Origin of the sequence: Thermobifida halotolerans (assembly GCF_003574835.2) — a bacterium.
Taxonomy (GTDB): Bacteria; Actinomycetota; Actinomycetes; order Streptosporangiales; family Streptosporangiaceae; genus Thermobifida; species Thermobifida halotolerans.
Genome location: NZ_CP063196.1, coordinates 2654644 through 2680408, shown reverse-complemented (window position 1 = coordinate 2680408; position 25765 = coordinate 2654644). Strand labels below are relative to the sequence as shown.

The 25765-nt window shown below is 71.0% G+C and carries 25 protein-coding genes; 13 read left to right on the top strand and 12 right to left on the bottom strand.

The features are described 5' to 3' along the window. Positions 1-283: 283 nt before the first annotated feature. The gene (locus NI17_RS11935; protein WP_068693060.1) at positions 284-1387 is read right to left on the bottom strand and encodes a serpin family protein; all 1104 of its coding nucleotides are present in this window, start codon (positions 1385-1387) and stop codon (positions 284-286) included. Between the two features lie 226 nt (positions 1388-1613). Between NI17_RS11935 and NI17_RS11930 the strand changes: the two genes are divergently transcribed. Then, on the top strand, positions 1614-2360 hold the full coding sequence (locus NI17_RS11930; RefSeq protein ID WP_068693059.1) for a DUF3159 domain-containing protein: 747 nt from the start codon (positions 1614-1616) through the stop codon (positions 2358-2360). Between the two features lie 46 nt (positions 2361-2406). Here NI17_RS11930 and NI17_RS11925 read toward each other — a convergent pair whose 3' ends face one another. The 4 genes from NI17_RS11925 to NI17_RS11910 all read right to left on the bottom strand — a co-directional run bounded on the left by NI17_RS11925 (position 2407) and on the right by NI17_RS11910 (position 5588). Further along, on the bottom strand, positions 2407-3018 hold the full coding sequence (locus NI17_RS11925; RefSeq protein WP_068693058.1) for an FMN reductase: 612 nt from the start codon (positions 3016-3018) through the stop codon (positions 2407-2409). Continuing rightward, positions 3015-4124, bottom strand: a complete 1110-nt coding sequence (locus NI17_RS11920; protein ID WP_068693057.1) for an LLM class flavin-dependent oxidoreductase — start codon at positions 4122-4124, stop codon at positions 3015-3017. The genes NI17_RS11925 and NI17_RS11920 overlap by 4 nt, the downstream gene beginning before the upstream one ends. Before the next feature lie 112 nt (positions 4125-4236). After that, entirely contained in the window at positions 4237-4914 is a 678-nt protein-coding gene (locus NI17_RS11915; RefSeq protein WP_068693080.1) for a potassium channel family protein, read from the bottom strand. After that, complete coding sequence (locus NI17_RS11910) at positions 4914-5588, bottom strand: potassium channel family protein (RefSeq protein ID WP_068693056.1); 675 nt, start codon at positions 5586-5588, stop codon at positions 4914-4916. Before NI17_RS11910 ends, NI17_RS11915 begins: the two co-directional genes overlap by 1 nt. Before the next feature lie 218 nt (positions 5589-5806). Between NI17_RS11910 and NI17_RS11905 the strand changes: the two genes are divergently transcribed. From NI17_RS11905 to NI17_RS11895, 3 genes are all read left to right on the top strand, one after another. Next, a complete protein-coding gene (locus tag NI17_RS11905) occupies positions 5807-7066 on the top strand; it encodes a class I SAM-dependent RNA methyltransferase (RefSeq protein WP_068693055.1) in 1260 nt (419 codons plus the stop codon). A 73-nt stretch (positions 7067-7139) separates the two neighbouring features. Beyond that, positions 7140-8072: an LLM class F420-dependent oxidoreductase gene (locus NI17_RS11900; RefSeq protein ID WP_068693054.1), complete on the top strand. Its 933-nt coding sequence runs from the start codon at positions 7140-7142 to the stop codon at positions 8070-8072. 392 nt (positions 8073-8464) lie between these two features. Then, positions 8465-11272, top strand: coding sequence for an aconitate hydratase (locus NI17_RS11895; RefSeq protein ID WP_068693053.1), 2808 nt, complete (start codon positions 8465-8467; stop codon positions 11270-11272). A gap of 115 nt (positions 11273-11387) precedes the next feature. Here NI17_RS11895 and NI17_RS11890 read toward each other — a convergent pair whose 3' ends face one another. Continuing rightward, positions 11388-11789: a hypothetical protein gene (locus NI17_RS11890; RefSeq protein ID WP_119267777.1), complete on the bottom strand. Its 402-nt coding sequence runs from the start codon at positions 11787-11789 to the stop codon at positions 11388-11390. A gap of 423 nt (positions 11790-12212) precedes the next feature. Between NI17_RS11890 and NI17_RS11885 the strand changes: the two genes are divergently transcribed. After that, positions 12213-12599, top strand: a complete 387-nt coding sequence (locus NI17_RS11885; RefSeq protein WP_170163029.1) for a peptidase inhibitor family I36 protein — start codon at positions 12213-12215, stop codon at positions 12597-12599. Positions 12600-12672: 73 nt separating this feature from the next. On the opposite strand, the gene NI17_RS11880 is transcribed toward NI17_RS11885, so the two are convergent. The 5 genes from NI17_RS11880 to NI17_RS11860 form a co-directional block, all read right to left on the bottom strand. Continuing rightward, the gene (locus NI17_RS11880; protein WP_068693051.1) at positions 12673-13431 is read right to left on the bottom strand and encodes an iron ABC transporter ATP-binding protein; all 759 of its coding nucleotides are present in this window, start codon (positions 13429-13431) and stop codon (positions 12673-12675) included. Then, positions 13428-14441 carry an iron chelate uptake ABC transporter family permease subunit gene (locus tag NI17_RS11875; RefSeq protein ID WP_068693050.1) on the bottom strand — a complete coding sequence of 338 codons (1014 nt, stop codon included), beginning with the start codon at positions 14439-14441 and terminating at the stop codon, positions 13428-13430. The genes NI17_RS11880 and NI17_RS11875 overlap by 4 nt, the downstream gene beginning before the upstream one ends. Position 14442: 1 nt before the next feature. Beyond that, positions 14443-15519, bottom strand: coding sequence for an ABC transporter permease (locus NI17_RS11870; protein WP_119267776.1), 1077 nt, complete (start codon positions 15517-15519; stop codon positions 14443-14445). A gap of 13 nt (positions 15520-15532) precedes the next feature. Continuing rightward, positions 15533-16501, bottom strand: a complete 969-nt coding sequence (locus NI17_RS11865) for a siderophore ABC transporter substrate-binding protein (protein WP_068693049.1) — start codon at positions 16499-16501, stop codon at positions 15533-15535. A gap of 175 nt (positions 16502-16676) precedes the next feature. Then, positions 16677-17243 carry a nucleoside/nucleotide kinase family protein gene (locus NI17_RS11860; protein ID WP_234402069.1) on the bottom strand — a complete coding sequence of 189 codons (567 nt, stop codon included), beginning with the start codon at positions 17241-17243 and terminating at the stop codon, positions 16677-16679. A gap of 255 nt (positions 17244-17498) precedes the next feature. On the opposite strand from NI17_RS11860, the gene NI17_RS11855 reads away from it, so the two are divergent. Then, positions 17499-17726: a hypothetical protein gene (locus NI17_RS11855; RefSeq protein ID WP_068693047.1), complete on the top strand. Its 228-nt coding sequence runs from the start codon at positions 17499-17501 to the stop codon at positions 17724-17726. Positions 17727-17749: 23 nt separating this feature from the next. Here the strand turns inward: NI17_RS11855 and NI17_RS11850 are convergent, their stop codons facing one another. Beyond that, on the bottom strand, positions 17750-18373 hold the full coding sequence (locus tag NI17_RS11850) for a sigma-70 family RNA polymerase sigma factor (RefSeq protein WP_068693046.1): 624 nt from the start codon (positions 18371-18373) through the stop codon (positions 17750-17752). A 271-nt stretch (positions 18374-18644) separates the two neighbouring features. On the opposite strand from NI17_RS11850, the gene NI17_RS11845 reads away from it, so the two are divergent. From NI17_RS11845 to mug, 7 genes are all read left to right on the top strand, one after another. Further along, positions 18645-19070, top strand: coding sequence for a hypothetical protein (locus tag NI17_RS11845; RefSeq protein ID WP_068693045.1), 426 nt, complete (start codon positions 18645-18647; stop codon positions 19068-19070). A gap of 194 nt (positions 19071-19264) precedes the next feature. Beyond that, positions 19265-20434 carry an ROK family transcriptional regulator gene (locus NI17_RS11840; RefSeq protein WP_068693044.1) on the top strand — a complete coding sequence of 390 codons (1170 nt, stop codon included), beginning with the start codon at positions 19265-19267 and terminating at the stop codon, positions 20432-20434. A gap of 254 nt (positions 20435-20688) precedes the next feature. Continuing rightward, positions 20689-21819 carry a sugar ABC transporter substrate-binding protein gene (locus NI17_RS11835; protein ID WP_068693078.1) on the top strand — a complete coding sequence of 377 codons (1131 nt, stop codon included), beginning with the start codon at positions 20689-20691 and terminating at the stop codon, positions 21817-21819. 215 nt (positions 21820-22034) lie between these two features. Beyond that, positions 22035-22820 carry an ATP-binding cassette domain-containing protein gene (locus NI17_RS11830; protein ID WP_068693043.1) on the top strand — a complete coding sequence of 262 codons (786 nt, stop codon included), beginning with the start codon at positions 22035-22037 and terminating at the stop codon, positions 22818-22820. Beyond that, a complete protein-coding gene (locus tag NI17_RS11825) occupies positions 22820-24076 on the top strand; it encodes a sugar ABC transporter permease (RefSeq protein ID WP_119267775.1) in 1257 nt (418 codons plus the stop codon). The genes NI17_RS11830 and NI17_RS11825 overlap by 1 nt, the downstream gene beginning before the upstream one ends. A 169-nt stretch (positions 24077-24245) precedes the next feature. After that, positions 24246-24971: a sulfite exporter TauE/SafE family protein gene (locus tag NI17_RS11820; RefSeq protein WP_068693042.1), complete on the top strand. Its 726-nt coding sequence runs from the start codon at positions 24246-24248 to the stop codon at positions 24969-24971. Between the two features lie 32 nt (positions 24972-25003). Next, positions 25004-25645 carry a G/U mismatch-specific DNA glycosylase gene (gene mug, locus NI17_RS11815; protein WP_068693041.1) on the top strand — a complete coding sequence of 214 codons (642 nt, stop codon included), beginning with the start codon at positions 25004-25006 and terminating at the stop codon, positions 25643-25645. The last annotated feature ends 120 nt before the right edge of the window (positions 25646-25765 follow it).

The window sequence follows — 25765 nt, the reverse complement described above, 5'->3', positions numbered from 1 at the left end:
TTTCCGCGTTCCGGGACACCACCGGCTGTCCCCGGCGGTGCGCGGTCCGACAACGGACGGATGCCGATCCGGCGTGGGACTCCGGCCGACGTCGCGGCCGTCCGGTCAGCCCGCCCCGGGTGGGGCGGGCCGTTCGCGGCGGAAGCGGTCGACCCGCTGCGGGCGCACGACGGTTGGCCGCCGCCGCTGTCCGGGGTCGCCGTGGACGACACCGGAGAGGCCGTCGGGGCGCTCCGCTGCCCCGGACCGCCCCGCCCGGGGGCGAGGCGGCCCGGGCTCCGGGTCAGCGCGCGGGGCCGGGATCGTGCGGATCGGTGACCGTGCCCAGGAACAGGATCGCGCCGCGGCGGCGCACGACGACCCGGAAGGGCCGGTCCACGACGAAGGGGACCGGTGGCCGCGGTGCCATTCCGGCGACCCGCACCATCATCGCGGTCGCGGCGGCTCCCTCGGCGCCCTTCTCGTCCACCCGGAGGCGGGCCTGGTGGACGACGGCGTCCACGCGCAGCGGCACGGTGGAGACCCCGGACAGGTCGGCCGCGTCGGTGAAGAGGGCGCGCACTCCTGCCGCGGCCAGGACCTCGGTGAGGCCCCGGCGGTGGGTCAGGTCGAAGCGGGGCAGCGCCAACTCCACCCGGGTGCGCCGCTGTCTGCGGTACAGCGCGGTGAGCAGCGCGGCGGTCAGCGCCGCCGAGGGCGCGCTCTCGGGCGGCAGCAGCACGTCGACGGCGAGTTCGTCGTGGGCGTGCAGGCTCGCCATCCGCCAGCCGTCCGTCTCGGCGTAGGGCATCTCCCCGGTGCGGTGCATCAGTGCGGTCCGCCTCGTCGCGGCGGGGGCGTGGAAGGGGCGGTCGCGGGTGAGTTCCGGTTGGAACTCCGTGATCCAGCGCGCCTTTGTCCACAGCGCGTTGACCAGGATCGCCAGCATGTCGGCGGTGACGCTTCCCGGCGTGAGCAGTTCCCGGATCATGCCCCTGGTGGTCTCGGCGACGTCGGCGTTGACCCCGGCGCGTACCCCCTCGGGGTCGCCCCGGAAGTCCGCGGCCCGGACGTCGGAGTCGGGACGGTCGCGCAGGCCCGCCGTGAACGCGGGGCGGACGGGGACGTCCGCGCGCACCCACAGGGCGGTGCGCGAGGCCAGGTCGGGGCTGTCGGCCACGGCCTCGTCCAGCGCGGCGAGCATGCCGTCCAGGTCCGCGCCCAGCAGTGCGGCCAGCTCGTCGCGGGTGGCGCCCCGGGCCCCCGTGGCCAGCAGCCCCAGGGCGCAGGCCACCGAGTAGGGCGACCACACCACCCCCGGGCCGCCGTCCGGTGCGGCGCCGGTCAGAGCCGCGTGCAGGCGCAGCGCGAACTCCACGTGGTCGGAGTGGAGGACGACTCTGGGCATGGCGGGGCTCCTTCCCCGAGAAGCGGGCACACCTCCGGTTGCGAGCCTATGCCCCGCGGCCGGCCGCGTCGGTGAGGAGTCCGCGACCGGCGGGTGCGCGGCCGTCGGCGGAGGAGGGCGACGGCGCGTGGCCGCCTCCGTGCGGGCGGTGGGGAGACTACCCTGAAAAGAGCGGCCTCGTGGACGGGTCGCCAGCGTGTCCGCAGCTACGTCGTCCGGGAGTGACATGACCGACCAGCGCCAGGCCGAGGTCTCCGAACACACCGTCGAGGAGGTTGTGCGCGGCCAGTTGGCCAAAGCCCTGGGCGGTAAGCGCGGCATGGTCGAGGCGGCGGTGCCCACCGTCTTCTTCACCTGCACCTACCTGATCGGCAACCACTACGGGTGGCAGGTCGCCGGACTGGACCCGCTGCGGCTGGGACTGGCCCTGGGCGGCGCCGCGGCGGTGGTGCTCGCCGTGGTCCGGCTGGTCCAGCGCTCCTCGGTGCAGTACGTGGTCAACAGCCTGTTCGGCATCGCCATCGCCGCGTTCTTCGCGCTGCGCAGCGGCCAGGCCGAGGACGCGTTCCTGCCGGGCATCATCTACAACAGCGTCTACGCGCTGGTGCTGACGCTGTCCATCCTCGTCCGCTGGCCCGCGATGGGGCTGCTCATCGGCGCGGTCACCGGGGACCCCACCGGTTGGCGCGACAATCCGGCCGTGGTCCGGCTCAGCTCCCGGCTGACCTGGCTCCTGGTGCTGCCGTGCGTGGTGCGGGTCGCGGTGCAGTACCCGCTGTGGGCGGCGGGCATGGTCGGCTGGCTGGGCGTGTCGAAGATCCTCATGGGCTGGCCGGTCCAGGTGGCCGCGCTGGCCGCCATGGTGTGGCTGCTGGCGGTGGGCCGCACCCCGCTGGCGGCCACCGCGACCGGTCCGGACGCCGAGGCCGCTGAGGCCGCCGAACCGACCGCGCGGCCGCGTCCCCAGGAGTGACCCCGGCGGGGCGTCCGCGCGGACACCCCGCCGGTACCGGGAGCGGTCACAGGTCCGACAGCAGGTCCTCGAAGGGGGTCGGGTTGTCGTAGGGATCGGTCCGCCGCTTCGGGGAGCGGCCGCCGACCAGGGCGGCGAGTTCGTCGGCGGCGCGGTCGATCCGGTCGGTGAGCGACCGCTCGCCACCGCCCGCCCAGTCCTCGGAGGCGGCGTAGACGCCGGTCGGCACGGTGACGGAGCGCAGGTGGGCGAAGAGTGGCCGCAGGGCGTGGTCGAGGACCAGCGAGTGGCGCGGCGTGCCGCCGGTGGCCCCGACCAGCACGGGCGTCCCTGTCAGGGTGTCGGGTTCCAGCACGTCGAAGAACGTCTTGAACAGGCCGCTGTAGGAGGCGGTGAAGACCGGGGTCACCGCGATCAGCCCGTCGGTGTCGGCCACGCGGTCCAGCACCTCGCGCAGGCCGCCGGTGGGTACGCCGGTGAGCAGCGCGTTGGTCAGGTCGTGGGCGTGGTCGCGCAGTTCGACCACGCCGGTGTCCGCGGTGGTTCCCCGCTCGGCCAGGGAGCGTTCGGTCGCCGCGGCGAGCCGGTCGGCCAGCAGCCTGGTGGAGGAGGGTCGGCCCAGTCCGGCGGAGACCACGGTCAGGGTGCGTGAGGTCAACGGGGCACCTCCGTTCGCTCGGTCCGGCGGGCCTCCTCGGCGGCCGCGCGGAGGCTGGCGTGGGTGGGGGCTTCGGGCACGTGGGCGGGTTTCAGCGCGGCGAACTCCCTGCGCAGCACCGGCACGACCTGCTCGCCGAGGAGGTCGAGCTGCTCCAGCACGGTCTTGAGCGGCAGGCCCGCGTGGTCCATGAGGAACAGTTGGCGCTGGTAGTCGCCGAAGTACTCGCGGAACTGCAGGGTCCGGTCGATCACCTGCTGCGGGCTGCCGACCGTCAGCGGCGTCTGCTCCATGAACTCCTCCAGGGAGGGGCCGTGGCCGTAGACGGGCGCGTTGTCGAAGTAGGGGCGAAACTCCCGTACCGCGTCCTGGGAGTTGGCGCGCATGAACACCTGCCCGCCCAGGCCGACGATCGCCTGGTCGGCCGATCCGTGGCCGTAGTGCTCGTAACGCCTGCGGTACAGGTCGATCAGGCGCTGGAAGTGCTCCTTGGGCCAGAAGATGTTGTTGGCGAAGAAGCCGTCGCCGTAGTAGGCGGCCTGCTCGGCGATCTCCGGGCTGCGGATGGAGCCGTGCCACACGAACGGCGGAATCCCGTCGAGGGGGCGCGGGGTGGAGGTGAACGACTGCAGCGGGGTGCGGAACTTGCCCTGCCAGTCCACGACGTCCTCGCGCCACAGCCGGTGCAGCAGGTGGTAGTTCTCGATGGCCAGCGGGATGCCCTGGCGGATGTCCTTGCCGAACCAGGGGTAGACCGGTCCGGTGTTGCCGCGGCCCATCATGAGGTCGACCCGCCCGTCGGCCAGGTGCTGCAGCATCGCGAAGTCCTCGGCGATCTTCACCGGATCGTTGGTGGTGATCAGGGTGGTGGCGGTGGACAGCACGACGCGCTCGGTGCGGGCCGCGACGTAGCCGAGCATGGTCGTGGGGGAGGAGGGCACGAACGGCGGGTTGTGGTGCTCGCCGGTGGCGAAGACGTCCAGTCCGACCTCCTCGGCCTTCAGCGCGATCGTGACCATCGCCTTGATCCGCTCGGCCTCGGTCGGGGTGCGCCCGGTGGTCGGGTCCGTGGTGACGTCGCCGACGGTGAAGATCCCGAACTGCATGTCCGCTCCCTCGAAGATCCTGATCAGGAAGAATTACAATTTTCAACTTTCATGCGGAACTCCGTCGAGCGGTGGACTATTCCGCTCCCGCGGTGTGGTCCGGGCCGCGGGGTCAGGAGGCGCCGCTCAGCACCGCGTGCAGTTCGTCGTCGCTTCGGGCGCTGCTGAGCAGGACCACGACGTCCCCCGCCGCGAGCGCGGTCCCCGGCAGCGGGGCGCGCGCCTGACCGGACTGCACCACCGCGACCAGCACCACGCCCTCGGGCAGCGCGGCGTGCAGCTCGTCGACGGTGCGCCCCCGAAACGGCGACTCCTCGGTCAGCGCCGACTCCAGCAGGTCGGCCCCGCCCAGGGAGACCAGGGCCGCCGTCTCGCCCGCCCGACCCAGTTCGGCGTCCTCGTCGTCGTCCACCAGTGCCGCCAGCAGCCGCGGCGGCGAGACCGCCACGTCCACGCCCCAGGCGTCGGTGAACAGCCACTCGTCGCGGGGATCGTTGACCCGCGCGACCACGCGGCGCACCCCGAACTCCCGCTTGGCCAGCAACGACACCACCAGGTTGACCTTGTCGTCGGAGGTGGCGGCGACCACCGCGTCGAACTCGTCCAACCGGGCGTTCTCCAGAGAGCTGACCTCACAGGCGTCGGCCAGCAGCCACTCGGCGTCGGTCAGCGCGTGCACGTCGATGGCGCGGGAGTCGCGGTCGATGAGCAGTACCTCGTGCCCGCTGCCGAGCAGTTCGGCGGCGATGGAACGCCCCACCGCGCCGGCTCCCGCGATCGCCACCCGCATCACCGCTCACCCCCGTCCGCGCTGATCCGCCGCGCCGCCTCCTCGGTCGCGTCCGCGGCCGAGACCACGTGCAGCACGTCCCCCGGCCACAGGCGCAGATCCGAGCGGGCCAGGTGGATCTCCCCGCCCCGGCTCAGGTGGGTCACCCGCACTCCCAGGGCGGACTCGACCTGGTCGACGCGCTGCTGCGACCACGCCGCGCCCACCACCGCCTCCGTCATGACCAGTGTCCCCGAGGGATCCCGCCACAGCGGCCCGGTGCCCAGGTACTCGTCCCCCGGCACCAGGTGGCGCAGGACCATGTCGGCGGTCCAGCGCACCGTGGCCACGGTGGGGATGCCCAGCCGCTGGTAGACCTCGGCGCGGCGCGGGTCGTAGATGCGCGCCACCACGTTGCGCACCCCGAACGTCTCACGGGCCACCCGCGCGGCGATGATGTTGGAGTTGTCGCCGCTGCTGACCGCGGCGAACGCGTGCGCGGTCTCGATACCCGCGCGGACGAGCACCTCGCGGTCGTGGCCCAGACCGGTGACCGCGTGCTTGGCGGTGGCCGAGCGCAGCCTGCGAAACGCCTCGGGAGCGCGGTCGATCACCGCGACCGTGTGGCCCGAGTCCTCCAGCGTGTGCGCGAGGGTGGAGCCCACCCGTCCGCAGCCCAAGATGACGATGTGCACGTCGCGTCCGCTCCCGGTGTGCCTCGGTGGTGGCGGCCACGCCATCGCCGACGTGGCCTGGGCTGGATATACCCAACCACATTTCGCGGCATCGGCGGGGCCGCGTCCCGTTCGGTGGGGATTGGGCGTGCCCGGGCCCGACTACAGTGGTCGACAGGGGCGGTGGCCGCGACCGGCGCGGTGCCCGACCGCCTCGTCCACCCGAAAGGTCGTTGCCCATGAGTCGGCTCGGAACCCGCGTCGAGGTGCGCCTCGACGGTGTGGCGCACGGAGGATGGTGCGTCGGACGCCACGAGGGCCAGGTCGTGTTCGTGCGCCACGCCCTGCCGGGAGAGTTGGTGCGCGCCCTGGTGACCGAGGAGACCAGGCGCTTCCTGCGCGCCGACGCCGTGGAGGTCCTGGAGGCCTCGCCCGACCGGGTGGAGCCGCCGTGCCGGTTCGCCGGTCCCGGGAGGTGCGGGGGCTGCGACTGGCAGCACGCCTCCCTGGAGGCGCAGCGGCGCATCAAGGCGCGGGTGGTCTCCGAACAGTTGAGCCGGATCGCCGGGATCGAGCACGAGGTGCGCGTCGAGGAGCTTCCCGGCACCCCCGACGGACTGGGCTGGCGCACCCGGGTGCGGTTCGCGGTCGACGCCGAGGGGACGGCGGGCCTGCGCAGGCACCGCTCCCACACCGTCGAGCCCGTCGACGACTGCCCCATCGCCTCCCCGGGGGTCAACCTGCTGGAGTTGCCCCGGCGCCGCTGGCGGAACGTGGCCGAGGTCGAGGCGGTGACCTCGGCCGGCACCGGCGACGCGGCCGTCGTCGTCACCCCCACGGCGGCCAGGCTGCCCGAACTCCCCGAACTGGGGGGACCGGCCGCGGTGCTGCGCCGCTTCCGGGGCGGCCGGATCCAGGCGGTCCACGGTCGGCGCGGTGTCACCGAGACCGCCGCCGGACGCCGCTGGCGGGTCAGCGCGGGAGCGTTCTGGCAGGTCCATCCGGCCGCGGCCGAGGTCCTCACCGACGCGGTGCTCGAGGCGTTGGAGCCCAAGCCCGGCCAGACCGCCCTGGACCTGTACTGCGGTGTCGGGCTGTTCGCGGGCGCCCTCGGCGCCGCGGTCGGCGAGGAGGGGCGGGTGTTCGGGGTCGAGGGCGGAGCCGACGCGGTCCGCGACGCCCGGTCCAACCTGCGCGACCTGCCGCAGGTCCGCATCGAGCAGGGGGACGTGGCCGCGCGCCTGCGCCAGTGGGTCGACCTGCGCGTCGACCTGGCCGTGGCGGACCCGCCGCGCGCGGGCATGGGAGCCGAGGCGGTGGAGTCCCTGGCGGCGCTGCGCCCGCAGCGGATCGCCTACGTCTCCTGCGATCCCGCCACCCTCGCCCGCGACCTCTCGGCCCTCGCGGAGCGCGGCTACCGACTCGACGGGCTGCGCGCCTTCGACGCCTTCCCCATGACCCACCACGTGGAGTGCCTGGCCGTCCTGGTCCGCGCCTGAGGTACCGGTCCGGGGGCGCGCCGGAACGGCGCCGGTGGCGCGGAACCGGCGCGCCGGGCGGGACAATGGGGGCATGCGACTGAGGATCTTCACCGAACCCCAGCAGGGCGCGACCTACGACACCCTCCTGACGGTGGCCAGGGCCGCCGAGGACCTCGGGTTCGACGCCTTCTTCCGCTCCGACCACTACCTGAAGATGGGGAACGTCACCGGCCTGCCGGGTCCCACCGACGCCTGGATCACCCTGGCCGGGCTGGCCCGCGAGACCTCCCGGATCCGGCTGGGCACGCTCATGACCGCGGCCACGTTCCGCGCGCCCGGGCCGCTGGCGATCAGCGTCGCCCAGGTGGACCAGATGAGCGGGGGCCGGGTGGAGTTCGGGTTCGGCGCGGGCTGGTTCGAGGCCGAGCACACCGCCTACGGACTGCCGTTCCCGACCGACGCCCGTGAGCGCTTCGACCGCTTCGAGGAGCAGTTGGCGGCCATCGTCGGCCTGTGGGAGACCCCGGCCGGGGAGACGTTCGACTACCGGGGCAGGCACTACCGCTTCGAGAACAGCCCGGCGCTGCCCAAGCCCGCCCAGTCGCCGCGTCCGCCCGTTCTCGTCGGCGGCACGGGACGCAGGCGTACGCCCCGGCTGGCCGCGGCCTACGCCGACGAGTACAACGTCCCCTTCAACGTGCTGGAGGACACCGGGGCGGCCTTCGACCGCACCCGTGCCGCCGTGGAGGAGGCGGGCCGCACCAGGCCCATGGTCTACTCCGCGGCCCAGGTGGTGTGCGTGGGGCGCGACGAGGCCGAGGTGGCCCGCCGCGCCGCCGCGATCGGCCGGGAGGTGCCCGAGCTCAGGGTCAACGGTCTGGCGGGCAGTCCCGGCGAGGTCGTCGACAAGATCGGGCGCTTCGCCGAGATCGGCGCGGAGCGGCTGTACCTCCAGGTCCTGGACCTGTCGGACCTCGACCACCTGGAACTGATCGCCGACAAGGTGGCCTCCCAACTGGACTGAGCGGCAGCGGCGGGAGCACCCGTTCCGGCGAGTGTTCCCGCCGCTCAGACGGGTAGGGGAGGCGTTGAGAGACAAGCATTACTGGCTAGTAGCTTGATGTCGAGATACGTGTCCGATACCTTGATGTCGAGATAACAGCGCGAGCGAATCACTGGGCATGTGAGGTTCACCGCCACCGGCGGTCCTGCCCTGTCGCCGCAGGACCGGGGCTCGGCACTTCCGGAGGCGGGACCCAGGCCGTCGGCACGGGTGGGCCCCGTTGCCCCGCGCGGCACGGGAACCGCCGTCCCGGCTGGGGAGTGATCTTGTAAGGACAGCCTCAGTGACGCCCCGGCTGTGCCGCTAGGGCAGGATGCTTGGGAAAAAGTGGCGAGACCAGGAGGCGAACAACCGTGTCGGCGAACAGCTTCGGCAGCCGTGACACGCTCCGTGTCGGCGACGAGTCGTACGAGATCTTCCGTTTGGACGCCGTCGAAGGCGCCAAGCGGCTTCCCTACAGCCTGAAGGTGCTGCTGGAGAACCTGCTGCGCACCGAGGACGGCGTGAACGTCACCGCCGACCACATCCGTGCGCTGGCCGACTGGGACTCCAAGGCCGAGCCCAGCCAGGAGATCCAGTTCACCCCCGCCCGGGTGATCATGCAGGACTTCACCGGTGTTCCCTGCGTCGTCGACCTGGCCACCATGCGCGAGGCAGTGGGCGACCTGGGCGGCGACCCGGCCAAGATCAACCCGCTGGCCCCCGCCGAACTGGTCATCGACCACTCGGTGATCGCTGACGTGTTCGGGCGGCCCGACGCCTTCGAGCGCAACGTCGAGCTCGAGTACGAGCGCAACCGCGAGCGCTACCAGTTCCTGCGCTGGGGCCAGACCGCCTTCGACGAGTTCAAGGTGGTCCCGCCCGGCACCGGCATCGTGCACCAGGCCAACATCGAGCACCTGGCGCGTGTCACCATGATCCGCGACGGCCAGGCCTACCCCGACACCTGCGTGGGCACCGACTCCCACACCACCATGCAGAACGGTCTGGGCATCCTGGGCTGGGGAGTGGGCGGCATCGAGGCAGAGGCGGCCATGCTCGGCCAGCCGATCTCCATGCTCATCCCGCGGGTCGTCGGCTTCAAGCTCACCGGGGAGCTGCCCCCCGGCACCACCGCCACCGACCTGGTGCTCACCATCACCGAGATGCTGCGCAAGCACGGCGTCGTCGGCAAGTTCGTCGAGTTCTACGGCGAGGGTGTGGCCTCGGTGCCGCTGGCCAACCGCGCCACCATCGGCAACATGAGCCCCGAGTTCGGCTCCACCGCCGCGATCTTCCCGATCGACGACGAGACCATCCGCTACATGCGGCTGACCGGCCGCAGCGAGGCCCAGACCGCCCTGGTCGAGGCCTACACCAAGACGCAGGGCCTGTGGCACGACCCGTCGGTGGAGCCGGAGTACTCCGAGTACCTGGAGCTCGACCTGGCCGACGTGGTGCCGTCCATCGCCGGTCCCAAGCGTCCGCAGGACCGCATCGCCCTGTCGGAGGCCAAGCCGACCTGGCGCAGGGACGTGTACGACTACGTGCACGACGACGGCATCCACAACAGCGTGGACCGGGCCTCGGCCCTGTCGTTCCCCGCCTCCGACTCCCCGGCCGTGCAGGCCGGTGCGGGCCGGTCGGCCGGAGAGGTCGAGCGGGCCGAGCGCGGTGCGGACCCCCACACCGTCGCGGCCTCGGCGGAGCGCCCGCACAACCCGGTCAAGGTCACCCTGGCCGACGGCACCGAGACCGAGATCGACCACGGTGCGGTGGTGATCGCGGCCATCACCTCCTGCACCAACACCTCCAACCCCTCGGTCATGCTGGGCGCGGCCATGCTGGCCAAGAAGGCGGTGGAGAGGGGCCTGAACCGCAAGCCGTGGGTGAAGACCACGCTGGCTCCCGGCTCCAAGGTCGTCACCGACTACTACGAGCGCGCCGGCCTGACCCCGTACCTCGACAAGCTGGGCTTCAACCTGGTCGGCTACGGCTGCACCACCTGCATCGGCAACTCCGGTCCGCTGCCGGAGGAGATCTCCAGGGCCGTCAACGACAACGACCTGGCGGTCACCGCGGTGCTGTCCGGCAACCGCAACTTCGAGGGCCGGATCAACCCCGACGTCAAGATGAACTACCTGGCCTCGCCGCCGCTGGTGGTGGCCTACGCGCTGGCCGGGACCATGGACATCGACCTCGACAACGAGCCGCTGGGCACCGACTCCGACGGCCGACCGGTCTACCTGCGCGACATCTGGCCGTCGCCGGAGGAGATCCAGGAGGTCATCGACTCCGCGATCGCCGCGGAGATGTACGAGCAGGCCTACTCCGACGTGTTCGCCGGTGACGAGCGCTGGCGCTCGCTGCCCACGCCCACCGGAAACACCTTCTCCTGGGACCCGGAGTCCACCTACGTGCGCAAGCCCCCGTACTTCGAGGGCATGGCGGCCCAGCCGGAGCCGGTCGGCGACATCACCGGGGCCCGGGTGCTGGCCAAGCTCGGCGACTCGGTGACCACCGACCACATCTCGCCCGCGGGCGCCATCAAGCCGGGCACCCCGGCGGCCGAGTACCTCAGGGCCAACGGAGTGGAGCGCAAGGACTTCAACTCCTACGGTTCGCGCCGCGGCAACCACGAGGTGATGATCCGGGGCACCTTCGCCAACATCCGGCTGCGCAACCAGATCGCTCCGGGCACCGAGGGCGGCTACACCCGCGACTTCACCAAGGAGGGCGCACCGGTCACCTTCATCTACGACGCCGCGCAGAACTACGCCGCCAACAACATCCCGCTGGTGGTGCTGGGCGGCAAGGAGTACGGCTCCGGGTCCTCGCGCGACTGGGCGGCCAAGGGCACCCGCCTGCTGGGCGTGCGCGCGGTCATCGCCGAGTCCTTCGAGCGCATCCACCGCTCGAACCTGATCGGCATGGGCGTGCTGCCGCTGCAGTTCCCCGAGGGCGCCTCCGCCGACTCCCTGGGCCTGACCGGGGAGGAGACCTTCTCCATCACCGGCGTGACCGAGCTGAACGAGGGGCGCATCCCCGCCACCGTCCACGTCAGCACCGACACCGGGGTCGAGTTCGACGCCGTGGTGCGCATCGACACCCCCGGTGAGGCCGACTACTACCGCAACGGCGGCATCCTGCAGTACGTGCTGCGCCAGTTGATCAGCAAGTAGTAGTCCCACGAACCCCCCGGGACCCACAGGCCCCGGGGAGACCCACAGGGGCCCGCCCCGTCCAGGAGACGGCGGCGGGCCCTTTGGCAGTCCCCTTTGCCGGCAGGCCTCGCGGCTACCCGAGGGTGGCGAGCACCTCGCCCGGGCCGAACAGCGCGACCAGGGCGAGCGGGATGCTGAGTGTGTAGCCGACCGCGCCGACCAGGGGCCACAGCCACTCGCGGCGGCGGCGCCGCCACGCGGCGACGAACAGGGCCAGGGCGCCGAAGACGCCGAGCAGCCAGCCGATCCACGGCAGCGCGAAGCCGAGCAGCCCCAGGAACGCGCTGGTGCATCCGGGCGCGGCGTCCGTGCCCTCGACGCAGCTGCCGAGCTGCATCCCGGTCGCCATCGACACGGGCAGCAGCAGGACGCCGCCGAGGAGGGTGACGGCGAGGACCACGATGCCGACGGTGCGGCTGGCGACCCGGGCGGCGGTGAGTGCGGGGGGTGGGGGAAGCGGGGGAGGGAACGTCACTGAAACTCCAGGAATGAATGTGGAGAAAGCCCTGGAATCATGACATAGCGCACTGGCGGGTAGAGCGCCGGATCGGGCCAACAGGGAGGTCGGGCACGGTTGGTCCGGTTCCGGTAACCGAAAGTCGCCGCGGTCCGAAAAGCCTCCGCGGGCCTCTCTCCGTTTCGGAGGGCGGAAGACGAATTCGGGGGAACAACGGAGAACCGTGCGCTTCGCCCCAGAACCCCCCTCCTTTCTCCGTGATTTCTCCGGATTCCTGGTGTTCTGTACGCCCCGGACGCCGGGCGGCTTTTCGGTTTCCTTTCCCCGGGTTTTTCACTCTCCTGACCGACACGATTGTGTTTGGCGTTCCCCGGAAAGTGGACATCCCCTTTTCGGGAGAGACCGGAGGCGGTTTCTCGACCCGAGGGAAAGGCGATGTTCATGGCGCGTGAATCGGTGCGGCGGGGGCTCTGCGCGGCGGCCGCCGCCCTGCTGGTGCCCGCGGGGGCGGTGGCCACGGCGCTGCCCGCCCACGCCGGGCAGTCCTGCCCGAACAACTACGTGTGCATGTGGGAGGACCCCGGATACAACGGCTCCCTCTACGTCAAGCAGTACAAGACGTCGGGGTACTACCAGATCGACGGATGGGACGGTGACAACGAGATCAGCTCGGTGAAGAACTACACCGGAAAGTGCGTCCGCCTCTACGCCAACGACGACCACACCGGAAACTCCTACCGGATCGACAAGAACGTCCGGGAGATCTCCAACCTGGAGCAGGTCGGATTCGACAACGACGCGGAGAGCTACCGGATCTTCTCCTGCTGACCGTGGCGGCGCTGCCACGCCCGGCGGAACCCCCGGGGCCGGGGACGCCACAGGCCCCGCCCCGGGGGTTGGGTCAGCGGAAGTAGGTGGCCACCCGTTGCCCACCCAGATCGTGGACGTCGATCTCCATGTCGAAGACCTCTTCCAGCACGGCGGGCGACATCATGGTCGCCACGTCGCCCTCGGCGACGACGCGGCCCCGCCGCATCGCCACGATCCGGTCGGAGTGGGCGGCGGCGAAGTTGACGTCGTGCACCACCAGCACGATGGTCTTGCCGGTGTCGTCCGCCATGCTCCGCAGCAGCCGCATCATCTGCGCGGAGTGCCGCATGTCCAGGTTGTTCAGTGGCTCGTCCAGCAGCACGTAGTCGGTGTCCTGGCACAGGACCATCGCCACGTAGGCGCGTTGGCGCTGCCCGCCCGACAACTGGTCCAGGTGGCGGTGGGTGAAGTCGGCCAGTTCGAAGTGCTCGATGGCGCGGTCGACGTGCTCCCGGTCGACCGCGGTCAACCTGCCGCCCGAGTGGGGGAACCGGCCGAAGGACACCAGTTCGCGCACGGTCAGCCGGACGGGCAGGTGGTTCTCCTGGCGCAGCACCGACAGCCGCTTGGCCAGCACGGGCCCCGGGGTGGTGCGCACGTCCATGCCGTCCACCAGGACCGTTCCGGAGTCGGCCTCCAGCAGGCGGCCGACGATCGACAGCAGGGTGGACTTGCCCGCCCCGTTGGCCCCGATGATCGAGGTGATGCCGCCCTGGGGAATGGTCAGCGAGACGTCGTCGACCACGGTGGCGGGGCCGTAGGACTTGGTGACGTTGCGGATCTCGATCACGATCGCGACTCCCTGAGGAGCAGCAGAATGAAGTAGCTGCCGCCGACGAAGTTGATGATCACGCTCAGACTGGTGGTGAAGTCGAACATCCGGGCCAGGACGAGTTGGCCGCCGACCAGTGCGATCACCGCGACCAGCGCGGCGGCGGGAATCGTCCAGCGGTGGACGAAGGTGCGGGTGAGCTGCCGGGCCAGGTTCGCCACCAGCAGTCCCAGGAAGGTGATGGGGCCCACCAGCGCGGTGGACACCGACACCAGCAGGGCGACCGCCACCAGCGCCTGGTTGACCACCGAGCGGTGGTTGACCCCCAGGTTGACCGCGTGGTCGCGGCCCAGCGCCACCACGTCGAGTCTGCGCAGCAGGCGCACCCCGTAGGCCATGACCGCGACAACGAGCACCGCCGACACCGCCAGCAGCTCCTCGTTCACCGAGTTGAACGAGGCGAACATGACGTCCTGCAGGGTGAGGTACTCGTTGGGGTCGATCAGGCGGGACACGAAGGTGGACAGCCCCGAGAACAGGGTGCCCAGGACGATGCCGACCAGCACCATGACGTACAGGTCGTGGGAGCCGCGCCGGAACAGCAGGCGGAACAGCAGCACGGAGAACGCCACCATCACCGCGATCTCGAACCCGAACTTCAACCGGGCGTCGGTCTGGGCGAGCATGTCCGCGCCGAACAGGAACACGATCACCGTCTGGATGAGCACGAACAGCGAGTCGAAGCCCATGACGGACGGCGTCAGGATGCGGTTGCCGGTCACCGTCTGGAACAGCACGGTGGAGTAGGCGATGGCCGTGCCCACCAGGACCAGGGCGGCCACCTGGGTGGAGCGCAGTTTCAGCACGAACGTCCAGGACCCGACCACGTCGACGGTGAGGTAGCCGACCACGGACGCCGCCGCGAGCAGCGCCAGCACGGTCAGGACGACGCGGCGACGGCGCAACTGCGCGGCCTCGTGGGCCGTGGACGCGGCGGCGGGGGAGACGGCGGCGGGGGAAGTGGTCATGTCAGACGGCTTTCCTGCGGCTGTTGAGGATCAGCGCGATGAACACGACGCTGCCCACCACGCTCACCACGGTGCCCACGGGGATCTCGTAGGGGTAGCGGACGGTGCGTCCGATGACGTCGCAGACCAGGACGAACGCCGCGCCGCCCAGCGCGGTCACGGGCAGCACCCGGCGCAGGTTGTCGCCCAGGGCCATGGTGACGATGTTGGGGACGATGAGACCGAGGAAGGGGATCGCGCCGACCACGACCACCACCACGGCGGTGATCACCGCGATGATCGCCAGTCCCGCGTTCACCACCCTGGTGTAGGACACGCCCAGGTTGAGGGCGAACTCCTCGCCCATGCCCGCCACGGTGAACCGGTCGGCGAAGACGTAGCCGATGGCAAGCGCGCCCAGGACGAGGTAGAGGAGTTCGTAGCGCCCGCTGAGGATTCCGGAGAAGTCGCCGTTGGACCAGGTGTCCAGTGACTGCAACAGCTCCATCCGGTAGGCGAAGAACGTGGTGACCGCCTGGATCACGCCGCCGAACATGATGCCGACGAGCGGCACCACGATCATGTCGCGGAAGGTGGTGCGGCGGATCAACTGCAGGAAGACGAACGTTCCGGCCAGGGCGAAGACGACCGCGATGCCCATCTTCGCCATCACCGACTGCGAGCCGAAGAAGATGATGGCGACCAGGACGCCGAGCATGGCCGACTCGACGGTGCCCGCGGTGGACGGGGAGACGAACCGGTTGCGGGTCAGGTGCTGCATGATCAGTCCGGCGACGCTCATCGCCATTCCGGCCAGCAGGATGGCGGCCATCCGCGGCACCCGGGAGACGAGGAAGACGCGGACCTTGTCGGGGTCGCCGGTGACCAGGTCCGTCGGGGTGATGTCGCTGACTCCGACGAACAGCGAGCCCAGTGCCAGCAGTGCGAGGACGACCGCGCTGACGAGGAGGTGCCAGACGCGGATCTCGCCCCGGGTCCGGAGACGCCGCGGGGGGCGGGCGGACCGGTTGGTCCGCCCGCCCCGGGCGGGAGCGGGCCTCTCCGTGCGGGAGAGGGACGGTGACTCGGTGACCGACATGGCGCCAGCCCGATCAGGCGATCGCTTCGCGGACGGTGTCGATCTGCGCCTCGACCGAGGACAGCGCGCCGGGAGCCAGGTACCAGGTGAACAGCTCCAGGTAGACGATCTTGTCGTTCTTGGCGGCGTTGGTGCTGTTGACCAGGTCGTTGTCGAGGACGGCGGTGGCGTTGGGACCGCTGGTGTCGCCGACGGGGGCCTCGCGGTCCTGGACGAACATGATGTCGGGGTTGGCCTCGGCGATGAACTCGAAGGAGACGGCGTCACCGTGCCGGGCGTCGGTGGCGAAGTCGTCCTCGACCGCGGGGACGCCGAGCGGGTCGTGGATGATGCCGTAGCGCGAGCCGGGGCCGTAGGCGGTGGCCTCGGCGCCCTCGACGCGCAGGATCAGCGCCCTGCCCGCGTCGGAGGCGTTCTCGGAGACCTCGGCGATGTCGGCCTTGATCGCGTCGATGCGCTCGGTGACCTCGGCCTCCTTGCCGAAGATGCTCGCCAGCGCCATCGTGCGCTCTTCGAAGCTGTTCAGGAAGTCGGCGTTGTCGATCGTCATGTCGATCGTGGGGGCGATCTCCGACAGCTCCGGGTAGACCGCGGCCGAACGTGCGGCGACGATGATCAGGTCCGGTTCCAGGGCGTTGACGGCCTCGTAGTCGGGTTCGAAGAGGCTGCCGACCTTGGCGACGTCGTCCTCGGCGTAGTGGGCCAGCTCCTCCGGAAGGTAGCCGTCCTGCATCTCGGGCACACCCACGGGTTCGACACCGAGTTCGTCGAGGGTGGACAGCACGCTCATGTCGAAGACGACGACCTTCTCGGGCACTCCGTCGAGCGTGGTCTCGCCCTGGGCGTGGGTGACCGTGATCTCCTCGCCGCCGGAGCTCTCCTGGTCGGTCTCGGCGGATTCGGAGGTCCCGCAGGCGGAGAGGGCGAGCACGGCCGGGAGCAGTGCCGCGGCCAGGAGGGCGCGGGGACGAAGCTGTGGCATGGCAACGCTCTTTCTGGGGGGTGGACTCCCACCTAATGAGGTCAGGCTTCCCTAAACACCCCTTGGTGAGGGCATGGGAAGGCCAGGGAGTAATAATTGGATGGTGATGATGGATGGCTTCCGGGGCTGACTATATAGAAGCCCTTCCAGTGGAAGCAAGGTGAGCCTAGCCTAATTACTCTCCGGCGTTGCGGAGGGACCGGCGGAGTGCGGCGCCGTCAACCACCACGTCGGCGTATTCCCAGGGGGAGTGCTCGGCGTAGAAGCTCTCCTCCTGCCGGGCCCGGGTGGCGCGGTGGGGTGCGTGGCCGGCCGCGTCGTCCTGGGCGTCCGGACACTGGTGGCGCACCCCGTCGGGGGTGTCGACCCACACCAGGGTGGACAGGTAGGGGCGGATCTCGGCCGCGCCGCAGCCGCAGCCCTCGACGATCAGGCCGTCGACCACGGGGATGCTGTGCCACTCGGCGGGGCGGCCGAGCTTCCGGTCGTAGCGCCGCCACCGCGGGTCGGCGCCGTTCAGCAGCGGCATGACCACCCAGAGGGCCAGCAGTTCGACCGACGCGGCCGGTCCGGTCCGCTCCGAACACACCTCGTCCATGTGGAACACCGGCCAACCGGTCTCGGCGGCGAGCGCGTCGGCCAGGACCGTCGTGCCCGCGCCCGAGCGCCCCTCGATCGCCACCACGCGCACTCCTCCGGCCAGCGGGGGCCGGAGCCGCGCCGCCTGCGCCAGGGATGTCACCGTTTCGGATCTCAACCGGTCACCACCCGTCTCTCGTCGGACAACCGCCGTTCACCGTGGAGTGATACCCGATCGGCGGACATTCTCGCGGCGGGGCCCACACCCTTGTGCGACCTCCCGGGACCGGGTAGGTAACGGTCGGGCCGGACGCTGTGTCGACCGCCGCTCCGCGGAGCGGCGGTCGACACAGCGTCCGGGGAACGGGTCCGTCCACCCGTTCGGTCCGGCCACCTGACCAGCGTGAGGAGTCCGCAGATGACCGTCCGTATCACCGAACTGGCCACGGCGGCGCGCCGCCTGCTGGCCGCGTTGGCGATCGCCCTGTTGATGACCGGGTCCCTGACCGCCTGCGACCTCGGCGGCCTGTTCGGCGGCGACTCCCAGGCGCCGGGAGGCGGCTCGGAGGAGGAGAACGGCGGTGGGGACGAGGACGGCGACGGTGGCGGGGACGAGGACGAAGAGGAGGACGGCGACGACGACTAGGACGAGGACGGGCCCGCCCGGGGTCACACCGGCATGCGGCGGCGCGGGGCGTCGTCGCGGTCGTCCACGCAGGCGCGCAGCCGCAGCAGCGCGTCGCGCAGGCGCGCCTTGACCGTGGTGAGGGGAACCCCCAGCAGGTCGGCGGTCTCACGTTGGGTGAGGCCGGAGTAGTAGACGAGGCGGACCGCCTCATGCTGCAGTCCGGTCAGTTTCTTCAGGCAGAAGCGGACCCTCTCGCATTCCATGAGGCGGATCACGAGTTCGACGACCGTGTCGACGGAGGAGTCCCGCTCCGCCAGGACACCGGCGCGGGCGTCGCGGTCGGCGGCGGCCCGTTCGGCGCGGACCCGGTCCACCGCGCGGCGGTGGGCGATCGTCAGCACCCAGGACCGCAGGCTGCCCCGTTGCGGGTCGAAGCGCGCGGCCAGGCGCCACACCTCCAGGAACACCTCCTGGACGACCTCCTCCGACTGTGCGGGATCGCGCAGTATCCGGTGGATCAGGTCGGACACGGGACCGGACAGTTCCCGGTAGGCCCGTCCGAAGATCGAGGCGTCGCGGAGGGGGGCCGGGCGCGGCTGCGCCGGAACGGACGGGGAGCCGTCGTCGCGGCCGGGGGTGGGTTCGAGGGATACTGCCGGCTGCATGGAGCCACCGTCCTTGTGCGGGAGTGCGATCTCTTCCACCGTGGCCGACCGAGGGTGAACCCCGGGTTGCCACAACGTTCCAAAAAAGCCGTTATTGATGTGTTATGCGACTTATGGTCGCTTTTGCGGTTTCTGCTGCGAATCAGAGATGTGTTCGGATGCCGTGCCAACCTCCTCGTCTCCCGTGGAACCCGGTCCGGTGGTACCCCGCGGACGAGGGGCGGCCTCCGTTCACCCGGTTCGATCACCGACCGACCAGAGGAGTTCGCAGATGACCGCTCGTCCCACACAACTGACCGCCGCGGCACGCCGTCTTGTCGCCGCGGTCCTGATCGCGCTGCTCGCCATGGGCAGCCTCACCGCCTGTGACTTCAGCGTGTCCCTCGGCGGCGACCCCGACTCCCAGACGAACGGCGGTGGCTCCGGCGGCGGCGGGTCCGACGGGGGCGGGTCCAACGGGGGAAGCGGCTCCGGCGGTGACGACGGGGGCTCCATGGACGAAGGGGAGTACATGGAGGAGAACGGCGAGTACATGGAGGAGGGCATGGACGAAGGGGAGTACATGGAGGACGGGGGCTCCATGGACGACGGCGAGTACATGGAGGAGAACGGCGAGTACATGGAGGGCGAGGGCGAGTACATGGAGGAGGGCATGGACGAGGGGGGCTACACGGAGAACGACGGCATGGATTACTGACCCGCTCCGGAGTGGGTGCGGAGGCGTCCGCTCCGGAACCGGGAGGGTGGCGGAAGCGCCGGGGAGGCGGCGTTTCCGCCGACAGAGCATTAAGAAACGGGCCTTTCTCCCAAGCGGGGACAAACCGTTGTCTTCAAGCCTTGTAAGCTCCCTTTCGACGGCTTCACCCCCCGCCGCCAGAACAAGGAGCGCCAGTGACGACGGACGCGCAGGTCACGCCGGGATCGCAGGCTGCCCTACGCCAGGCCAACCGGGAACGGGTGGTCGCCGCGCTGCGCAGGGGCGGCACGCTCACCCAGGCCGAGATCGCCCGCGCCACCGGCCTGTCCGCCGCGAGCGTGTCCAACATCGTGCGCGACCTGCGCTCGACGGGCACGGTGTCGGTGCGCGAGACCTCCTCCAACGGGCGCAGGGCACGCGCGGTCACCCTGCTGCACCCTCCGGGGGCGCTGGTGGCCATCGACTTCGCCTACTCCCGCATCACCGTGGCGCTGGGGGACACCAGGGGGCGTGTCCTGCAGGAGGAGAGCATCACCTACGACGTGGCCGAGGACCCCGTCCGCGGGATACGGCGCGCGGTCTGGCTGACCGAGACCCTGCTGACGCGGGCGCGGGTGGACCGCTCCATGGTGTCGGGAGCCGCGGCGTCGGTTCCCGGCCCGGTCGACCCGGTCAGCGGCCGCATCGGCGACATCACCTGCATGCCGCGCTGGGCGGGCTTCGACCCCGGTGACGAACTGGGACAGCGTCTGGGCTTCGCGGTGCGGGTGGACAACGACGCCAACCTGTGCGCGCTGGCCGAGACCGCCGAGGGCGCCGCCCGGGGGGTGGAGCACGTCGTCTACGTCAACGTCTCCCAGGGGGTGGGCGCGGGCGTGGTCGTCGAGGGGCGGCTGTTCCGGGGGGCGAGCGGCAACGCGGGGGAGATCGGCCACCTCGGGCTCGACGAGCGCGGACAGGTGTGCCGGTGCGGCAACCGCGGCTGCCTGGAGACGCTGGTCGGCGCGCCCTACCTGCTGGGCATGGTGCCGCAGCAGAGCAGGATCGGCCCCGACGCGGCACTGTCGGACCTGGTCGAGGCGGCCTGTGCGGGCGATCCCGGGTGCCGCCGGATCATCGCCGAGGCGGGCATCGCGCTGGGGCGGGGCGTGGCGATCGTGGTCAACATGTTCAACCCGCAGATGGTGGTCGTCGGAGGCGAGCTCGCCGAGTCGGGGGAGCTGCTGCTCGACCCCATGCGGCGGGCGATGGAACTGGGCACGCTGGGCAGCGCGCTCGCCGACCTCCGCCTCGTTCCGGGGGAGCTGGGAGGCCGGGCCGCGCTGCGCGGGGCGCTGCGGGCCGCTCTTGCCTCCACATTCTGAACCGACGGGCCACGTTCCTCCCGTTCTTCACAGAAGGTCACACCTCCGCCGAAAGCCCGCGTGAGCTGCAGTTACTCCAACTTCAAGGGGTGAACCCAAGCTTCGTGACATTTCGGTTATGTGTTCAAAGCTTGACGACAAGGTTGCGAAAGGTTTGACTTCACGACATCGGTCCACCGAGTGACCCGGCCCACGTAGAAGGTGGGAGGGTCCCCGATCCCCCGATGTCGGTGGACCCCGAGGAGGTCAAAGCGATGAGCAACCGAAACACGTTCGTCCGCCGCTTCGCGGCGGGCATCGCCGCCGTCGCGGCGCTGGCCGCGGCCGGATGCGGCGCGACCACGACCGGAGGCGACGGAGAGCAGGAAGCCGCCTCCGTCGAGGAGGGCTTCACCATCGGGCTGCTGCTGCCCGAGTCCAAGACCGCACGCTACGAGAAGTTCGACCGGCCCTACTTCGAGGAGGCGGTCGCCGAACTCTGCCCCAACTGCGAGGTCTCCTACCAGAACGCCGACCAGGACGTGTCCAAGCAGCAGTCGCAGGCCGAGGCCATGCTGACCGAGGGCGTCGACGTCCTGGTCCTGGACGCCGTCGACGCCGAGGCGGCGGGCAGCATCGTCCAGCAGGCCAAGGGGCAGGGCGTCCCGGTCGTCGCCTACGACCGGCTGGCCCAGGGCGGCGTGGACTACTACGTCTCCTTCGACAACAAGACCGTCGGCCGGGTCCAGGGCGAGGCGCTCATCGAGGGCATGGAGAAGGCGGGCACCGCGGGCGACGGCCCGATCGTCATGATCAACGGGTCCCCCACCGACCCCAACGCCGCCGACTTCAAGGCCGGCGCGCACGAGATCCTCGACGGCCAGGTCGAGATCGGCGCCGAGTACGACACCGCCGACTGGTCGCCCGACAAGGCCCAGCAGCAGATGGAGCAGGCCATCACCTCCATCGGGGCGGACAACATCAGCGGCGTCTACAGCGCCAACGACGGCATGGCCGCCGGCATCATCGCCGCGCTCAAGAGCGCGGGCGTGGACGAGATGCCCCCCATCACCGGGCAGGACGCCGAACTCGCCGGCATCCAGCGCATCATCTCCGGCGACCAGTACATGACGGTCTACAAGGCCATCAGGCCCGAGGCCGAGGTGGCCGCCGCCATGGCCGTCGCCGCCGCCACGGGCGAGGAGTACCAGGGCACCGACGAGCACCCGCTGACCGAGGCCACCGACGGAGCGGGCGAGACCGTCCCCGCGGTACTGCTGGAACCGATCGCGGTCACCGCCGAGAACATCGAGGACACGGTCATCTCCGACGGTTTCTACACCGTCGAGGAGATCTGCACCGACGAGTACGCCGACACCGACCTGTGCAAGGGAGCCGGGGCCTAGGAGCCGTCCGAGCCCCAGGCGGAGCGCACGCGGGGCCGCGGGTCGGTGTCCCCACCCGGCACGCCGCGGACCCCGCGGGGACGGAGCCGACCGTCGGCCCACACGACGGGAGGGTCGGCCCCGTCCCGCTCCGGTCCCTTCCCGGAAGCCGGACCGGGGCCGGGCCGCATACCGGACCGGCCCTCTCGATCAGCGGATCACCACGAGGAAACGTTATGACACAACCAATCCTGGAGCTGTCCGGGATTTCCAAGAGGTTCGGCGCGGTGCAGGCGCTCAGCGACGTCGATCTGAGCGTCCACCCGGGCGAGGTCGTGGCGCTGCTGGGCGACAACGGCGCCGGAAAATCGACCCTCGTCAAGGTCATCGCGGGCGTCAACCCCGCCGACAGCGGCGTGATCCTGTGGGAGGGGCGACCGGTCAAGGTCAACCGCCCGAGCGACGCCCAACACCTCGGCATCGCGACCATCTACCAGGACCTCGCGCTCTGCGACAATCTGGACATCGTCGCCAACCTGTTCCTCGGCAGCGAGCGCACCGCGGCCGGAGTGCTGGACGAACTGGAGATGGAGCGGCGCGCCCAGGAGCTCCTGGACTCGCTGTCCGTGCGCATCCCCAGCCTGCGGGTGCCCGTGGCCTCCCTGTCCGGGGGACAGCGCCAGATCATCGCGATCGCCCGCTCCCTGCTGGGCGACCCCAAGGTCGTCATGCTGGACGAGCCCACCGCGGCCCTGGGCGTGGCCCAGACCGCCCAGGTCCTCGACCTCATCGAACGGCTCCGGGACCAGGGGCTCGGAGTTATCCTGATCAGCCACAACATGGCCGACGTGCGCGCGGTCGCCGACCGCGCCGTGGTTCTGCGCCTGGGACGCAACGCCGGTGACTTCCGGGTCGAGGACACCAGTTACGAAGAGATCGTGGCGGCCATCACCGGAGCCGCCGACAATCCCGTGTCCCGCCGGACCGGCCGTGCCGCGGTTTCGGGAACGGAGGGAGCGTGATGGCTCAGCAGACCACCCCCGCCGTCAGCGACACGACGGTCACCCGCGACTCCCGGCTCATCGTGGACGAACCCGGCCTGCGGGGACTGGTGAGCGGTGCGCTGCGCCGACTGCGCGGCGGTGAACTCGGACCGGTGCCGGTCGTTCTCGGCCTCTTCGTCATCGCCGCCGTCTTCTGGAGCCTCAACGACAAGTTCCTGTCCCCGCAGAACCTGTCCAACCTGACCGTGCAGATCGTCGCCATCGGACTGATGTCCTCCGGCGTGATCATGGTCCTGCTGCTCGGCGAGATCGACCTGTCGGTCGGCTCGGTCGCGGGCGTGTGCGGCGTGGTCATGACGATCCTGGCGGTCAGACACGGCTGGAACGAGATCGCCGCGATGGCGGCGGCCGTCGTGGTCGGCGCGCTCATCGGCGCCCTCCACGGCACCGTCTTCGCCAAGATCGGGGTCCCGGCGTTCGTGGTGACCCTGGCCGGGCTCATCGGCTGGCAGGGCGCCCAGCTCTACCTGCTCGGCGCCGACGGCACCATCAACGTTCCCTACGACGGAGCGATCGGCTACCTCACCCAGACCTACTTCGTCCCCGCGGTCGGCTGGGGCATCGGGATCACCGCGGTCGTCCTGTACGCCGGTCTCACCCTGTACGGCGAACGCCGCCGCGCCGCCGCCGGCCTGCCCGCCAAGTCCGCCACGGAGATCGCCGTGCGCACCGTGCTGCTGGCGGTCCCGGTGCTCGGCGGCGTGTGGGTGCTCAACGCCTACAAGGGCGTGCCGCTGGCGTTCCTCATCTTCCTCGGGGTCGTGGTCGTCTTCGACCTCATCCTCCGCAAGACCCGCTACGGCCGGATGGTCTTCGCGGTCGGCGGCAACGCCGAGGCGGCCCGCCGCGCCGGCATCAACGTCGACCTCATCCGCATCTCGGTGTTCGCCCTGGCCTCCATGCTCTCCGGGCTGGGCGGCATCATGTTCGTCTCGCGCAGCTTCGCGGTGAACCAGTCCACCGGTGGCGGCGACGCGCTGATGATGGCCATCGCCGCCGCGGTCATCGGCGGCACCAGCCTCTTCGGCGGACGCGGCAGCGCCTACTCGGCGCTGCTGGGCGGCCTGGTGCTGGGCGCCATCACCTCGGGGCTGTTCCTGCTGCAGATGGACTCCTCGGTGCGGTTCATGATCACCGCGGTCGTCCTGCTCATCGCGGTCATCCTCGACGCGGTGTCGCGCCGCAGCAGAAGAACCCACGCCCGGGGCGGATAAGAAGGGGCCGACCGGGCGCGTCACGGTCGCGGGCCGCGGACACCCACTCCTCCCGGCGGCCCGCGACCGGTCCAGGCGTCCCCGGAGCCCCTCCCCTCCGGGGACGCCGTCCTCCGCCCGCCCGTCCCGTCGCACCCTCGGGACGGGCGGGCGGATAGTCTCACCTTCCGTGTCTGAGTCCGATCTGGTGTTCTTGGCCGTGGCGGGAACGGCGGTGCTGGTGGGCGCCGCCGTGCAGAGCAGCGTGGGCCTGGGCCTGGGCCTGGTCGCGGCACCGGTCGTCGCGATGCTGGACCCCACGCTGATGCCCGGGACGCTGCTCGTGCTCACCGCGGTGCTGCCCCTGCTGACCATCGGCGCCGAGTGGCGCAGCGCCGACGTGCGCGGCATCTCCTGGGCGCTGGCCGGACGGGTGGTCGGCACGGTCGCGGGGGTGTGGGTGGTGGCGCTGGCGGAGCCCCGGACCCTCGGCCTGATCGTGGGGGTGGGGGTGCTCGCCGCGGTGGCCGCCAGCCTCACGGCGGTCCGGCTGCGTCCCACACCGGGCACCCTGAGCGTGGCGGGGGTGATCTCGGGGGTCATGGGCACGGCCACCTCGATCGGCGGACCTCCCGTCGCACTGGTCTACCAGCACGAGAGCGGACCCCGGGTGCGCGCCACACTGGGCGGCTACTTTCTGGTCGGAGTGGTCATCTCGCTGGTCGCCCTGGCCCTGGGTGGCCAGCTGCACGTCCGCGAGGTCGTGGCGGGCTGCGCGCTGATCCCGTTCATGGTCGCCGGGTTCGCGCTCTCCCGGCCCCTGCGGCGCGTGCTGAGCGGACAGCACCTGAGGACGGCGCTGCTGGTCGTCGTGGTCGTCTCCGGGGTCACACTGGTCGTGCGCTCCCTGCTCTGACCGGGAGGACACGGACGACGAGGAGGACCCCGATGACCGAACGGCGACGGAACCGGCCCACCAGGGCCGAACTGGCCGCCGCGCACGGAACCACCGTTCCCGACGTGCTCGGCCCCGACCTGGACGTCCTGTTCTGCGGAATCAACCCCGGCCTGTACTCCGGCTGGAGCGGCCGCCACTTCGCCCGCCCCGGCAACCGGTTCTGGCCCGCGCTGCACGCCGCCGGGTTCACCCCCCGCCTGCTGGACCCCCGCGAACAGCACCTGCTGCCCGGACTGGGCCTGGGCATCACCAACCTGGTGGACCGGGCGACCGCGCGGGCCGACGAACTGACCGGTGCGGAACTGCGCGAGGGCGGACGTGCGCTGGCGGCGAAGCTGCGCGTCCACCGGCCGCGCGTGCTCGCCGTGCTCGGGGTCACCGCCTACCGGCAGGCCTTCTCCCGCCCGCACGCGCGGATCGGCCCGCAGGACCCCGGAGACGCCGTCGCGGGAGTCCCGGTGTGGGTCCTGCCCAACCCCAGCGGCCTCAACGCGCACTGGGACGTCCGCGGCATCGCCGCGGAGCTGCGCCGCATGCGGGAGGCCCACGGAATCCCGCCCGCCGCCGCGGCGGACGACCGTTCTGCCGAACAGTCGCCGTCCCCTCCCCCGTCCGGCCGTGGATCCGCATAAGCTGTGTGCCTAATGGGAAGCCGGTTCATTGCGATTCGTCCGGTTCCCGCCGAGCCGTCGGGAGTCGGTCGCCGCTGTCGGCCGTGCCCGCTCCTAGACTCGGTTCGCATTCCGCCCGCA

Excerpts from the sequence above, each read along its gene's own strand:
- NI17_RS11825 (WP_119267775.1), top strand. The coding sequence starts at position 22,820 with ATGGCTCAGCAGACCACCCCCGCCGTCAGCGACACGACGGTCACCCGC.
- NI17_RS11830 (WP_068693043.1), top strand. The coding sequence starts at position 22,035 with ATGACACAACCAATCCTGGAGCTGTCCGGGATTTCCAAGAGGTTCGGC.
- NI17_RS11865 (WP_068693049.1), bottom strand. The coding sequence starts at position 16,501 with ATGCCACAGCTTCGTCCCCGCGCCCTCCTGGCCGCGGCACTGCTCCCG.
- NI17_RS11850 (WP_068693046.1), bottom strand. The coding sequence starts at position 18,373 with ATGCAGCCGGCAGTATCCCTCGAACCCACCCCCGGCCGCGACGACGGC.
- NI17_RS11845 (WP_068693045.1), top strand. The coding sequence starts at position 18,645 with ATGACCGCTCGTCCCACACAACTGACCGCCGCGGCACGCCGTCTTGTC.
- mug (WP_068693041.1), top strand. The coding sequence starts at position 25,004 with ATGACCGAACGGCGACGGAACCGGCCCACCAGGGCCGAACTGGCCGCC.
- NI17_RS11885 (WP_170163029.1), top strand. The coding sequence starts at position 12,213 with ATGGCGCGTGAATCGGTGCGGCGGGGGCTCTGCGCGGCGGCCGCCGCC.
- NI17_RS11935 (WP_068693060.1), bottom strand. The coding sequence starts at position 1,387 with ATGCCCAGAGTCGTCCTCCACTCCGACCACGTGGAGTTCGCGCTGCGC.
- NI17_RS11875 (WP_068693050.1), bottom strand. The coding sequence starts at position 14,441 with ATGACCACTTCCCCCGCCGCCGTCTCCCCCGCCGCCGCGTCCACGGCC.
- NI17_RS11855 (WP_068693047.1), top strand. The coding sequence starts at position 17,499 with ATGACCGTCCGTATCACCGAACTGGCCACGGCGGCGCGCCGCCTGCTG.
- NI17_RS11870 (WP_119267776.1), bottom strand. The coding sequence starts at position 15,519 with ATGTCGGTCACCGAGTCACCGTCCCTCTCCCGCACGGAGAGGCCCGCT.
- NI17_RS11930 (WP_068693059.1), top strand. The coding sequence starts at position 1,614 with ATGACCGACCAGCGCCAGGCCGAGGTCTCCGAACACACCGTCGAGGAG.
- NI17_RS11920 (WP_068693057.1), bottom strand. The coding sequence starts at position 4,124 with ATGCAGTTCGGGATCTTCACCGTCGGCGACGTCACCACGGACCCGACC.
- NI17_RS11835 (WP_068693078.1), top strand. The coding sequence starts at position 20,689 with ATGAGCAACCGAAACACGTTCGTCCGCCGCTTCGCGGCGGGCATCGCC.
- NI17_RS11905 (WP_068693055.1), top strand. The coding sequence starts at position 5,807 with ATGAGTCGGCTCGGAACCCGCGTCGAGGTGCGCCTCGACGGTGTGGCG.
- NI17_RS11900 (WP_068693054.1), top strand. The coding sequence starts at position 7,140 with ATGCGACTGAGGATCTTCACCGAACCCCAGCAGGGCGCGACCTACGAC.
- NI17_RS11915 (WP_068693080.1), bottom strand. The coding sequence starts at position 4,914 with ATGCGGGTGGCGATCGCGGGAGCCGGCGCGGTGGGGCGTTCCATCGCC.